Origin of the sequence: Aureimonas flava (genome assembly GCF_003583935.1) — a bacterium.
Taxonomy (GTDB): domain Bacteria; phylum Pseudomonadota; class Alphaproteobacteria; order Rhizobiales; family Rhizobiaceae; genus Aureimonas; species Aureimonas flava.
This window is the reverse complement of sequence record NZ_QYRN01000009.1, coordinates 126,754-139,342: the sequence shown is the minus strand read 5'-3', so window position 1 is coordinate 139,342 and position 12,589 is coordinate 126,754. Positions and strand designations below refer to the sequence as shown.

Sequence of the window (12,589 nt, the reverse complement as noted above, 5' to 3'; positions counted from 1 at the left end):
GCAGGGAGGGGCGGGGCGGATCGACCGCCGCCACGCTTGGGAACAGGGGCGGGAGGCGCTCCCGCTTCTGCCTGCTGGGCCGGCCGGAGCCGTGCGCCGGACGTGGGAGCGCGGTCGCCCCTCCGGTGTATGGGCAACCGCGCGTGGGCCGAAGGGGCGGGCGCGGCGGCCCGCCCCGGTACCCTCAGTTCAGCGCGGCCAGGAAGGGCGCCGTGGGCCATCCGTCCGGCGCGAAGCCGCGCTTGGACTGTTCGGTCGCCACCGCGGCCCGCGTGTTGGCGCCCAGGATGCCGTCCACCTTGCCGACGTCGTAGCCGAGCGACACCAGCCTGTTCTGGAGGCGCTTCATCTGGTCGCCGTCGAGGCCCGGCTGCGGGTTGCCCATGTCCACCACGGGCTCGCCCGCCAGCCGCGTGCCGAAATAGGCGGCGGTCAGCGAGTAGGTGAGCGAGTTGTTCCACTGGAGGTAGATGTCGAAGTTCGGGAAGGCGAGGAAGGCCGGCCCGCCCTTGCCCTGCGGCAGGATGATGGAGGCGGGAACGTCGTCGCGCTCCAGCGGAGAGCCGTCCGCCTTTCGGACGCCGAGCGCCGCGAAGGCGCTGCGCGGCTCCTTGTTGACGAGCGCGGCGCGGTCGAACGGAAAATCGGCCGGCACGCGGATCGCCTCCAGCCAGGGCTGGCCCCGCTGCCAGCCCATGGACTGGATGAACTTTCCTGTGGTCATCAGGACGTCCGGCACATCGGTCAGGAGGTTGATCTGGCCGTTGCCGTCCTGGTCTGTGCCGAAGGCGATGTAGTCCTCGGGAAGCATCTGCGTCTGGCCGAGCTCGCCCGCCCAGGCGCCGCGCATCTGGTCGGGGCGCAGGTATCCCTTGTCCACCAGTTCGATCGCCGAGATCAGATGCGGGCGGAAGATCTCGGGGCGGCGGCAGTCGTGGGCGAGCGTGGCGAGCGCCGACAGCGTGTCGAAGTCGCCGAGCACCGCGCCGAAATCGGTTTCCAGCCCCCAGAAGCTCGCGATCACCGGGCCGGGCACGCCGGTGGCGGCTTCCACCTCGCGGAAGGTGGTGGCATGCTTCTTGAGCTGGGCCTGGCCGCGCGCCAACCGGTCCTTGTTGACCATGCGGCCCTGGAAGCGGCTCCATTCCTGCTGGAACACGCCCTGACCGCGATCGCGCGACAGGACCTTGTCGTCCTGGCGGACGTCGGCGAGCGCGCGGTCGACGCCCGCCGCCGAAAGGCCCTTGGCCAGCGCCTCGGCCCGCACGTCCTGCATGAACCGGTTCCAGTCGCCGCCGCACTGCGCGCCTTGCGCCGCAGCGCCGGAAACGCCCGCAATCAGAAGTGTCGAGGCGAGCGCCAGCGATTTGAGGGAAGGGGCCATGGCGGGACTCTCGCTCCGTGGAAAGGATGGGTGCGTCGCCTTTGACGGCGCAAATGGGGCGCTTTGAGGAAGATCAGGCGGCGGGGCGGTGGGCCCGGAGCCAGGTGTCCCAGTCCTCTCGCGTGCCCGAGAAGGCGTTGCGGTCGACGTCGCCGGCGACGCCCGGCACCGTGCCCGTCGCCGTCCACTGCCAGAAGCGCCAGTCCTCGCGGCCCGCGTAGTTGACGCTCGGATGGTCCTTCACGCCGCGCAGCCAGAACTGATGCTGGGGGAACGTGCCGACCAGCCGGTCGCGATGGATGTCGATCGGGGCGTAGATGATCGGACGCACGCCGTAATGCTTCTCCAGCGCGTCCATGAAGGCGGTCATCTCGCGCACCATCTCCTCGCGAGGCGGGCGTCGGGTGCAGGTGGGCGAGTCCGGCGTCCACTCGACGTCGAGGACCGGGGGCAGGGCGGCGGGGTCGCGCGGCACGTTCTGGATGAACCAGCGCGCCTGCTCGATGCCGGGCCGGCACCAGTAGAAGAAATGGTAGGCGCCGCGCGGCACCCCGGCCGCGCCGGCCGCGTCCCAGTTGCGTCGGAAGGCCGAGTCCACGCGATCCCCGCCCTCCGTGGACTTGATGAAGGCGAAGGCGACGCCGCCCTGGCGCACGCCGTCCCAGTCGATCTTGCCCTGGTATTTCGACACGTCGATCCCGTGAACGGGATAGTGGTGCGGAGCGGAGCCGGAAACGCCGGTCAGGCCGAGCTCCGCCGGGTCGAGCGAGGCGGTGCGGCAACCGGCGACCACCAGCGCCGAGGCGACGAGGACGAGGATGCGAGAGCCGGCGGCGGCTCGCGACAGGAGGCTTTGGATCGCGCGCATGCGTCTTCCCATTGGCGACGGAACGGCCGGAGCCGGCGCGGACCTTCGAGGCGCACGCTTGTCCGAAACTGAGCCGCCCGCCCGCTTCACGCAGCCATGATCGAATGTGAAACATCGGGACTCAAGGCGTGATCCGGTCGCGTGAACCCAACTCCCACCCCGTTCGTTCGATGGGGGACTGTCATCAAGGGAGACGACCTATGCGTTCCATGCTTCTCGCCATCGGTGCCTCGTCCATGCTCGTGCTCGGCGCGTGCTCGGACAACAGCTCCTCCACGCCGGCGGCGACCACCGAGACGACGCCCGCCACCGGCACCGCCACGACGCCGGCTCCGGCGCCCGCCACCGGCACGGCCACGACGCCGGCCACCGGCACGACCGGGACCACCACCACGCAGTAGGCCGCGCTTACCGGCTGCCCGGACCGGGCCCGTCCCCTCGGGGACGGGCCTTTTTCACGGGGTGCGCCGCGAGCGGATCGGGGCGGCCCTTTCGGTCTACGGCCCGGATCGGATAGAACGGCCTGGATTCGCCGCATCGGGCGGCAGGACCCGTTTCGCATGTCCATCTTCTCCACGCTGGCCCAGCTCTTCCGGGACATCGCCGCTTCGGGCGCCGAGGCGATCGAGGCGATCGTCGAGCGCGTGCGCACCGCCTATTCCGGCGACCGGGAGACGCGTCGCCGCGTCGCCTTCTCGGTGGCGATGATCGCCCTGTCGGCCAAGATGGCGAAGGCCGACGGCGTGGTGAGCCAGAACGAGATCAGGGCCTTCCGGGAAATCTTCAAGATCCCGCCGGAAGAGGTCGGCAACGTCTTCGCTCTCTACGACCTCGCCCGCCGAGACACGGCCGGGTTCGAGATCTACGCCGCCAAGATGCGCGGCCTTTGCGACGGCGGGCCGGGCAACTGCGCGCTGCTGGGCGACGTCCTGGATGGCCTGTTCCACATCGCCGGGGCGGACGACTTCGTCCACGAGCGCGAGCTGGAGTTCCTGGCGCGCGTCGCCGAGATCTTCGGCATGACCGAGGCGGAGTTCGAGCGGGTCAAGGCGCGCCATGTGCAGGTCGGCCCGGAAGGCGCCTTCGCCGTCCTCGGGGTGCGTCCCACCGATCCGCCGGAGGTGATCCGGCGGCGCTATCTGGAACTGGTGAAGGAGAACCATCCCGACCGTCTCGCCGCGCGGGGCGTGCCGGACGAGTTCATGGCCATCGCCACCGAGCGCATGAAGGCGATCAACGCGGCGTGGTCGCTGGTCGGTCGGGTCGCGATGACATGACGCCGGACAGCCCGGTCGCCACACGCACGCTCGCCTCGCCGCACCACGATGCACGTCGCGACGGCCTGCGCCCCGAGATCCTGCTCCTGCACTATACCGGCATGGAAAGCGGCGCGGCTGCGCTGCGCCGCCTGTCGGGCGCCGAAGGCGAGGTGTCCTCGCACTATCTGGTGGAGGAGGACGGGTGCGTCTTCCAACTCGTCGCGGAGGAGCGGCGCGCCTGGCACGCCGGAGTGTCCTGGTGGCGAGGCCGCGACGACGTCAATTCGCGCTCGATCGGCGTGGAGATCGTCAATCCGGGACACGAGCACGGCTACCGTCCGTTTCCCGCTCGGCAGATCGAGGCGGTGATCGAATTGTGTCGCGATTGCGTCGCACGATGGTCTATTGCGGCGCAAAACGTGCTGGCCCATTCCGATGTCGCGCCGACGCGCAAGCAGGATCCCGGCGAACTGTTTCCCTGGGATCAACTCTTTCGGGCAGGGATCGGCCACTGGGTTGCCCCCGCCGTGGTCCCCAGCGGCCGCTTCCTGACGCTCGGCGATCGCGGCCAACCCGTCGAGGCGTACCAGGGGCTCCTCGCGGCCTACGGATATCGGCAGGCGATCGATGGAACCTTCGATGAGGCAACGCGTTTCAACACGTTTGCCTTCCAACGGCACTTTCGCCCCGGTCGCGTCGACGGGGTAGCCGACATGGGCACGATCGCCACGCTGCACCGCCTTCTGACGAGCCTGCCATCCCTCTCCTGACGGACGTATGGCCGACTTACGGTCGTGCCGAAATGTTTCAGTCGTTAATGTTCCGTGATCGCATCGACACATTGGCGGTCGATTCCGGCGGCAAAAGCAGACCCGTCATCGCCGCCGCGTATCCGGGCGGCCCATGAGGGGGCCGGCCGCCCGTCCGTTCGACGGGTGCGCCGACAATCCACGGAACCACAATGAACCGTCTGCCTGCCGCGGCTTGCGCCGCGACGCTTCTGCTTGCCCAGATTTCTGCCGCACAAGCCGATACCGCATCATCCACGTCCCTGGCGCCCGTCGCGGAGCCGTCCATTTCCCAGCAGAAGCCGGCCGACGAGGCCGAGGAGACCGCCGACGAAGCCCTGAAGGATCGCCCCTTCGCGGACATCATCGCCCGGGAGGCGAAGGCCAACGACGTTCCGGTGGAGCTCGCCCACGCGATCGTCTCGGTGGAGAGCAACTACCGGATCGAGGTGACGGGCCGGGCTGGCGAGATCGGCCTGATGCAGATCAAGCCCGCCACCGCGCGAGACATGGGCTTCGAGGGGGACGTCCACGAACTCTACAACCCGGCCGTGAACATCAAGTACGGCATGCGCTACCTGGCCGGGGCCGAGCGCCGGGGCGGCGGGACGCTGTGCGGCACCATCCTGAAATACAATGCCGGCCACTATTCCAAGCGCATGAACCCAACCTCGGCGCGCTACTGCCAGAAGGTCAAGACGGTTCTCGCCTCGCTCTGAGGGCCCCACGGGCCGCGCCTGCTTGACAGGAGCCCGGCCGCCGGGCGACACCGCGCCCTGCCAGCCGGCCGGGCGGCCGCTCCCGCAATCGTCGAAAGGCGGCGGGGGAGGAAAGTCCGGGCTCCAAGGAGGAACGGTGCCGGGTAACGCCCGGCGGGGGTGACCCCAGGGACAGTGCCACAGAGAGCAGACCGCCCCGCAGCCTTCGGCTTGCGGGGTAAGGGTGAAAGGGTGGGGTAAGAGCCCACCGCGCGGCCGGCAACGGTCGCGGCATGGTAAACCCCACCGGGAGCAAGACCGAATAGGGACGACGTGGCGGGCAACCGCCGGCCCGCTCCGGGCCAGTCGTCCGGGTAGGTTGCTTGAGGCGCCGCGCGAGCGGCGTCCCAGAGGAATGGTCGCCGCACGGCTCGTCGCCGTCGCACAGAACCCGGCTTACAGGCCGGCTGGCACTCGACCCATCGACATTTGGGATGCGCTCCCACCGCAACCGACGGGTGCCGTGAACTCCCCCGGCCGTCGAGAGGCGGGGTCGGACCCATCGATATTCCCGCCGTTGCCGACGCTGCTTTAGTGCCGCTGCACGACGCGGCAACTCCCTGCGTTCGCAAACATTTCCGGCGCGGCTTCGCTGCAACGCGGTGTGTCGTAGTCCATGCTGACGAAATCCGCTAAATAGCTGATATCAATTGATTTAATTCGTTCCAGCGCGGCGGATCGCTGTGGCGGTGGGGTGCGCGCGGCCGCGCGTTCCCATTGACCCCCATATCCGCCCATGGTATCCCAAATCGCATATTCGAAGGCCCGCTACGGGCCGATTTCAGGCATGCGGCACGTCCGCTCGACCCGTCGTGGTTGAGCAATCCGCGTAACCTCAGGTTGCGCGGTGGGGTCCGGCTGTGCCGAATTCGGCCGGACACGGGCTGTGGGTGAAAGGGTCGGTGCGGGGCCGAGGGCTGGGGTTCGCGACGGGTGGAACGGTTTCTTTCCAACGCGATCAACAACATCGACGCCAAAGGTCGCGTGTCGGTTCCGGCGCACTTCCGCCAGGTTCTGGCCGGGCGGGGCGTGCGCGAGCTCTATGCGCTGCAGGCGATCGGGCATCCGGCGATCGACGTCGGCGGCATGGACCTCCTGGAGCGCTACGAGGCGCGGATGGCGGCCGAGGACCCTTTCGGCGAGGACTACGCCGACATGTCGCTCTTCGCCTATGGCGATGGGGCATTCCTGAAGTTCGACGGGGAAGGGCGGATCATGATCTCCGATTTCATCCGCTCCCATACGGGCATCACCGACCGTGTGGCCTTCGTCGGACGCAACCACTTCTTCCAACTCTGGGAGCCATCCCAGTTCGAGGCCTACCGGGCCGAGGCGAGGGCGCGGCTCACCGCGCGGCGCCTCGGACGAGGCGCGTTCGAGAGTACACCGGAATGATGGCGGACCACGGCCAGGCCTTCGCGCCAGCCGGTGGCGGACCGGTCCGCCACGTTCCGGTGCTTCTCGACCCCGTCCTCGCGGCACTGGACCCGCGCCCCGGCGAGCGGTTCGTGGACGGCACGTTCGGCGCGGGCGGCTATTCGTCGGCGCTGCTCGAGCGCGGCGCGTCGGTGCTCGGCATCGACCGGGACCCCACGGCGATCGCGGCGGCCCGGCCGCTCCGGGAGCGCTTCCCGGATCTCTCCCTGCATCCCGGCCGCTTCGGCGACCTGCGCGCCATCGCCGCCGAGCGCGACGAGGCGCCGTTCGATGGCGTCGTGCTCGACATCGGCGTGTCGTCCATGCAGATCGACGACGCCGAGCGGGGCTTCTCGTTCCAGAAGGACGGCCCGCTCGACATGCGCATGAGCCGCGACGGCCCGAGCGCGGCGGACGTCGTCAACCGGCTCAAGGTCGGCGACCTCGCGCGCATCCTCAACTTCCTCGGCGAGGAGCGGCAGGCCGGCCGCATCGCGCGCGCCATCGAGGCGCGCCGCGCCGAGCGGCCGTTCGAGCGGACGCTGGATCTGGCCGGGCTGGTGGGCCGGGTCGTCGGCCGTTCGCACAAGGACCGGATCGACCCTGCGACCCGTACGTTCCAGGCCCTGCGCATCTTCATCAACGACGAGCTAGGCGAGCTGGTGCGCGCGCTGGTGGCGGCGGAGCACGTGCTGAAGCCGGGCGGCCGGCTCGTGGTCGTCACCTTCCATTCGCTGGAGGATCGGATCGTGAAGCGCTTCCTGCGCGACCGCTCGGAGGCGGCGTCAGGTTCGCGCCATTTACCGGATGTTCAGCATAGGGACGTCACATTCGAATCCCGCAACAAGGCCGTGACGGGCGACGAGGGGGAGATCGCTCTCAACCCCCGTGCGCGATCGGCCAAGCTGCGGGCCGCCGTCCGAACCGCGACGCCGCCACGGCGGGATGCGGAGGCGACGGCCTTCGTCGACCTGCCGTCCCTTGCCGACCTGCCGCCGTCCGGAGCTGCCTGACCCATGCTGAAGACGCTCGACGTCCTCCTCGTCGCCATCGTCCTCGTCGCCGCCACGTGGACCTTCGGCCAGAAGTACCACGCCGAGGCGCTGGAGCATCAGGTCATGCTGCTCGATCGCAAGATCACGCAGGAGCACGAGACCATGCAGCTTCTGGAGGCCGACTGGAGCCTGCTGAACCAGCCGTTCCGCCTGGAGGCGCTGGCGCGCAACTTCGATTCCGTGCTCGAGCTTCGGCCGGTCGAGCCGCAGCAGATCGTGGACCCGAACCAGCTTCCGGCGGTGCCCGTGCCGCAGGAGGCCGCGCACGAAGCCAAGATCGCCTCCGCCAGCCAGGGCCGCATTCGATGAAAGTGCTCCGCACGCTCCTGTCCGGCCTTGCCCGCGCGCCCGGCGTGACGCCCCCCGCGCCGGCCGCCGGCCTGCGCCGCCGACGCGTCGAGGCGCCGCGCAACAAGCCTCGCTTCCTGATCGCCACCGGCCTGTTCTGCGCCATCTACGTCGTGATCGGCGGACGGCTGGTCTATCTCGGCACGCAGTCCGACCCGAACGACACCTACCGCTCGGTGGCCGGGCAGGGGCCGGTGACGCGCCCCGACCTTCTCGACCGCAACGGCGAGGTGCTGGCGACCGACATCAAGACCGCCTCGCTCTTCGCCGAGCCGCGCCGCATCGTGGACGCGGACGAGGCGACGGAGTCCATCCTCACCGTCCTGCCCGACCTCAACGCCAAGGTCCTGCACGCGCGCCTCTCGTCCAAGGCGGGCTTCGCCTGGCTGAAGCGCGAGCTGACGCCGCGCCAGCAGCAGCAGATCATGGCGCTCGGCATCCCCGGCATCGGCTTCCGCACGGAGAAGAAGCGGTTCTATCCCGGCGGTCCGACCGCGGCCCACATCGTCGGTGTGACCAACATCGACAACCAGGGCATCGCCGGCATGGAGAAGTACGTCGACGACGCCGGCTTCCGCGATCTCCAGCAACTGGGCTTCGCCGGCAACGGCAAGCTGGAGCCGGTGAACCTGTCGATCGACCTGCGCGTCCAGCACATCGTGCGCGACGAGCTCGTCGCCGCCATGGCCAAGTACAAGGCGATCGCCGCCGGCGGCCTCGTGATGGATATCCAGACCGGCGAGATCATCGCCATGGCGTCCCTGCCGGACTACGATCCGAACTTCCCGGCCGACGCGCTGAAGAAGGAGAACCTCAACCGCATCTCGGCCGGCACGTTCGAGATGGGCTCGACCTTCAAGATCTTCACCACGGCCATGGCGCTCGATTCGGGCAAGGTGAAGTACACCGACATGTTCCCCACGACGCCCTTCCGCGTCGCGGGCTTCACGATCAAGGAGTTCCACGGCAAGGGCCGCCCGCTCTCCGTGCCCGAGATCTTCGAATACTCGTCCAACGTCGGCTCGGCGCGCGAGGCCGACCTCATCGGGATCGAGGGGCACAAGGAGTTCCTGACCCGCATGGGCCTCCTGTCGCGGATCAAGACCGAGCTGCCCGAGACGGCCATGCCGACGCAGCCCAAGCAGTGGAAGAAGATCAACTCCATGACCATCGCCTTCGGTCACGGCGTATCCACCACGCCGCTGCAGACGGCGGCGGCGGCGGCGGCGATCGTCAACGACGGCTGGTACGTGCCGCCCACCTTCCTGCCCCGCACCAAGGAGGAGGCCGAGGCGATCCGGGTGAAGGTGCTCAAGGACCAGACCTCCGCCGAGATGCGCGAGATCTTCAAGCTCAACGGCGTGTCGGGCTCGGGCAAGAGCGCCAACCCGCCCGGCTACCATGTGGGCGGCAAGACGGGCACGGCCGAGAAGGTCGTCGCCGGGCGCTACTCCAAGGACAAGCGTTTCAACGCCTATGTCGGCGCCTTCCCGATCGAGAAGCCGCGCTACCTCGTTCTGTCGATCATCGACGAGCCCCAGCGCGAGGAGGGCAAGTACGCGGCGACCGCCGGCTACAACGCCGCGCCCATGGTCGGCAACATCGTGCGCCGGGCCGCCACGTTCCTCGACGTGAAGCCGGACTTCGGAGAGACGGGCAAGTCGCTCCTCGTGTCCTACTGACGTCAAATTGCTTCAACAGGGTCGTCCCGTGCTCTACAGGACGAGCCCGAGAGCGAACCCGGACGAGCCGGCGGCATGCCCGCCGGCTTTTCCGTGACATGCGGAAGATGGTGAATGAAGCTTTGCGAACTGGCCGAGGACCTCGCCACCGGGGCGAACGATGACACGGCCGATGTGACCGGCCTGACCTCCGACTCGCGCGAGGTCCGTCCCGGTTTCCTGTTCGCCGCGCTGGCCGGCTCCAAGGGCGACGGCGCGGCCTTCGTCGGGGACGCGGTGGCTCGGGGCGCGGCGGCGGTGCTGCTGCCGGTGGGCGTCGAGACCACGGCCGCCGTGCCGGTCCTGCGCTCGGGCGACGCGCGCCGGGCGCTCGCGCGCATGGCCGCCCGCTTCCACGGCCGCCAGCCCGAGCACGTGGTGGCCGTGACCGGCACCAGCGGGAAGACCTCGATTGCGGCCTTCACCCGCCAGATCTGGACGATGTGCGGCCTCAAGGCCGCGTCGATCGGCACCACGGGCGTGGTCTCGCCGACGCGCGACGACTACGGCTCGCTGACGACGCCCGAGCCGGTGGCGCTGGCGCGCCTGATGGCCGAGCTCGCCGACGAGGGCGTCACGCACGCCGCCATGGAGGCGTCGAGCCACGGGCTCGACCAGCGCCGGCTGGACGGCGTGGAACTGCGCGCCGCGGGCTTCAGCAATCTCGGCCGCGACCACATGGACTACCACCCGACGGTGAAGGACTATTTCCGGGCCAAGATGCGCCTGTTCGACACGCTGCTGCCCAAGGGCGCGCCGGCCGTGATCTATGCCGACGACCGCTGGTCGGCGGCGGCCACCGAAGCCGCCAAGCTCGCAGGCGCCACCGTGATGACCGTGGGCTCCAACGGCGGCTTCCTGAAGCTCAAGCGCCTGGAGCACGAGCGTCACCGCCAGATCGCCGAGATCGAGGCCGCCGGCAAGCTCTACCGCGTCGTGCTGCCGCTGGCCGGCGAGTTCCAGATGGCCAACGCGCTGGTGGCTGCGGGCCTGGCGATCGCCACCGGGCGCAACGTCGACGACGTCTTGCCGGCGCTGGAGCATCTCAAGGGCGCGCCCGGCCGGCTCGAACTCGCCGGCACCACCGCCGAGGGGGCGCCGGTCTTCGTGGACTACGCGCACAAGCCCGAGGCGCTGGAGCACGTCCTGTCGGCGGTGCGCCCGTTCACCACCGGCCGCGTCGTGGTGGTGTTCGGCTGCGGCGGGGATCGCGATCGCGGCAAGCGGCCCATCATGGGCGAGATCGCCGGGCGCCTCGCCGATGTGGTGGTGGTCACCGACGACAATCCGCGCTCGGAGGTGCCGTCCGAGATCCGCGCCGCGATCCTGGCCGCCGTGCCGCAGGCCGAGGAGATCGGCGACCGCCGCGCGGCGATCCGGCACGCGGTGGAACTGGCGGATGCCGGCGACACGGTGGTGATCGCGGGCAAGGGCCACGAGAACGGCCAGACGACCGGCAACGCGACGCTGCCCTTCAGCGACCACGACGAGGTTCGCGCCGCGATCGCGGGAGTCGCCCGTTGAGCGCGCCGCTCTGGACCGGCGACGACATCGCCAAGGCCACCGGCGGGCGCCCAGTCGGCGCCATGCCCACGGCGGTGACGGGCGTGTCGATCGACACGCGCACGCTCGAGCCGGGCGACGTCTTCTTCGCCATCAAGGGAGACGCCTTCGACGGCCACGCCTTCCTGCGCCAGGCGGCCGCCGCGGGCGCCGCCATGCTCGTGGTGTCGGAACAGAAGCTGCCGGCGCTCGGCGCCATCGGCCTGCCGCTGGTGGTGGTGGACGACGTCCTGACGGCGCTGGAGCGCCTCGGCGCCGCCGCGCGTGACCGGGCGACCGCGCGCATCGTCGCGGTGACGGGCAGCGTCGGCAAGACGACCACGAAGGACGCCCTGCGCCATGTCCTGGGCGCGCAGGGCTCGGTGCACGCCTCCGCCGCCTCGTTCAACAACCATTGGGGCGTGCCGCTGACGTTGGCCCGTCTGCCGGCCGACGCGCGCTTCGCCGTGTTCGAGATCGGCATGAACCACCCGGACGAGATCCGCCCGCTGGTGAAGCTGGTGCGCCCGCACGTCGCCGTGGTCACGCTGATCGCCGCCGCCCATCTCGGCTTCTTCGGCAGCCTGGAAGAGATCGCGGCGGCCAAGGCCGAGATCTTCGAGGGCGTGGTGCCGGGCGGCACCGCCGTGCTCAACGCCGACGATCCGCTGACCGCGACGCTCGCCGATGCCGCGCGCGCGGCGGGCGTGACGCGCATCACGACCTTCGGCGAGGCGGAAGGCGCCGACTACCGGCTCGCCGGCTTCCGGCCCTCGGCGTCGGGCTCGCGCTTCGTGGCGCGCATCGACGGGACGCAGGTCGAGGTCGCGCTGGGCTCGGGTGGGCGCCATCTCGTGCAGAACGCCCTGGCGGTGCTGGGAGCGGCCGATCTCCTGGGCGCCGACGTGGACCAGGCCGCGCAGGCGCTGACCTCGTGGCGCGCCGGCAAGGGCCGGGGCGAGCGTCATGCGCTCACCTTGCCCGGCGGCGGCGAGTGGACCCTGATCGACGAGAGCTACAACGCCAATCCGGCCTCCATGCGCGCCGCGCTGGCGCTCCTGGCGCAGGCGGCGCCGGGCCCAAGCGGGCGCCGCATCGCGCTGCTCGGCGACATGCTGGAGCTCGGGGAGTTCTCGTCCGGCCTCCACGCCGACCTCGCGGGCCCCATCCTCGACGCCCATCCCGACCTCGTGCTCCTGTCGGGCCCGGAGATGCGCGGGCTCGACGGCGCGCTGGAGCGGCTCGTGCGCCACGAATGGCACGCCAGCCCGGACGAGCTTCGCGAAAGCCTCGTCGGGCATCTTCGGCCGGGCGACGTCGTCATGGCGAAGGCCTCGAAGAGCATCGGTTTCTCGAAGATCGTGGACGATCTGATCCGCATCCACTCGGCCCCGGTCCCGGCGGCCTCCGGCATGCCGGCCTCCTCCGATACCGGGCAGGGAGCCTGATC

Annotated in this window: 12 protein-coding genes and 1 other RNA gene; 11 read left to right on the top strand and 2 right to left on the bottom strand. The window is 70.0% G+C overall.

The genetic code is table 11. The features are described 5' to 3' along the window. Nucleotides 1–184 precede the first annotated feature (184 nt). Complete coding sequence (locus D3218_RS16655) at nucleotides 185–1,384, bottom strand: lytic murein transglycosylase (RefSeq protein ID WP_119541200.1); 1,200 nt, start codon at nucleotides 1,382–1,384, stop codon at nucleotides 185–187. A 73-nt stretch (nucleotides 1,385–1,457) separates the two neighbouring features. Beyond that, complete coding sequence (locus D3218_RS16650; protein ID WP_119541199.1) at nucleotides 1,458–2,252, bottom strand: glycoside hydrolase family 25 protein; 795 nt, start codon at nucleotides 2,250–2,252, stop codon at nucleotides 1,458–1,460. A gap of 200 nt (nucleotides 2,253–2,452) precedes the next feature. Here D3218_RS16650 and D3218_RS19850 point away from each other — a divergent pair, with 200 nt between their 5' ends. The 11 genes from D3218_RS19850 (at nucleotide 2,453) to D3218_RS16595 (ending at nucleotide 12,587) form a co-directional block, all read left to right on the top strand. Then, the gene (locus D3218_RS19850) at nucleotides 2,453–2,653 is read left to right on the top strand and encodes a hypothetical protein (protein ID WP_168990569.1); all 201 of its coding nucleotides are present in this window, start codon (nucleotides 2,453–2,455) and stop codon (nucleotides 2,651–2,653) included. Between the two features lie 159 nt (nucleotides 2,654–2,812). Beyond that, complete coding sequence (locus tag D3218_RS16640) at nucleotides 2,813–3,529, top strand: J domain-containing protein (RefSeq protein ID WP_119541198.1); 717 nt, start codon at nucleotides 2,813–2,815, stop codon at nucleotides 3,527–3,529. Beyond that, entirely contained in the window at nucleotides 3,526–4,281 is a 756-nt protein-coding gene (locus D3218_RS16635) for an N-acetylmuramoyl-L-alanine amidase (protein WP_119541197.1), read from the top strand. The genes D3218_RS16640 and D3218_RS16635 overlap by 4 nt, the downstream gene beginning before the upstream one ends. Before the next feature lie 191 nt (nucleotides 4,282–4,472). After that, nucleotides 4,473–5,018, top strand: a complete 546-nt coding sequence (locus D3218_RS16630) for a lytic transglycosylase domain-containing protein (protein WP_119541196.1) — start codon at nucleotides 4,473–4,475, stop codon at nucleotides 5,016–5,018. A 60-nt stretch (nucleotides 5,019–5,078) separates the two neighbouring features. Next, nucleotides 5,079–5,472: RNase P RNA component class A (gene rnpB, locus D3218_RS16625), an RNA gene on the top strand. A 518-nt stretch (nucleotides 5,473–5,990) separates the two neighbouring features. Continuing rightward, nucleotides 5,991–6,452: a division/cell wall cluster transcriptional repressor MraZ gene (gene mraZ / locus D3218_RS16620; RefSeq protein WP_119541195.1), complete on the top strand. Its 462-nt coding sequence runs from the start codon at nucleotides 5,991–5,993 to the stop codon at nucleotides 6,450–6,452. Further along, nucleotides 6,449–7,486: a 16S rRNA (cytosine(1402)-N(4))-methyltransferase RsmH gene (rsmH, locus tag D3218_RS16615; RefSeq protein WP_119541194.1), complete on the top strand. Its 1,038-nt coding sequence runs from the start codon at nucleotides 6,449–6,451 to the stop codon at nucleotides 7,484–7,486. The genes mraZ and rsmH overlap by 4 nt, the downstream gene beginning before the upstream one ends. A gap of 3 nt (nucleotides 7,487–7,489) precedes the next feature. Beyond that, a complete protein-coding gene (gene ftsL / locus D3218_RS16610; RefSeq protein WP_119541193.1) occupies nucleotides 7,490–7,837 on the top strand; it encodes a cell division protein FtsL in 348 nt (115 codons plus the stop codon). Next, entirely contained in the window at nucleotides 7,834–9,558 is a 1,725-nt protein-coding gene (locus D3218_RS16605) for a peptidoglycan D,D-transpeptidase FtsI family protein (RefSeq protein WP_119541192.1), read from the top strand. The genes ftsL and D3218_RS16605 overlap by 4 nt, the downstream gene beginning before the upstream one ends. Nucleotides 9,559–9,672: 114 nt before the next feature. Continuing rightward, nucleotides 9,673–11,121, top strand: coding sequence for a UDP-N-acetylmuramoyl-L-alanyl-D-glutamate--2,6-diaminopimelate ligase (locus D3218_RS16600; RefSeq protein WP_119541191.1), 1,449 nt, complete (start codon nucleotides 9,673–9,675; stop codon nucleotides 11,119–11,121). After that, nucleotides 11,118–12,587, top strand: coding sequence for a UDP-N-acetylmuramoylalanyl-D-glutamyl-2,6-diaminopimelate--D-alanyl-D-alanine ligase (locus tag D3218_RS16595; RefSeq protein ID WP_119541190.1), 1,470 nt, complete (start codon nucleotides 11,118–11,120; stop codon nucleotides 12,585–12,587). Before D3218_RS16600 ends, D3218_RS16595 begins: the two co-directional genes overlap by 4 nt. Nucleotides 12,588–12,589: the final 2 nt, after the last annotated feature.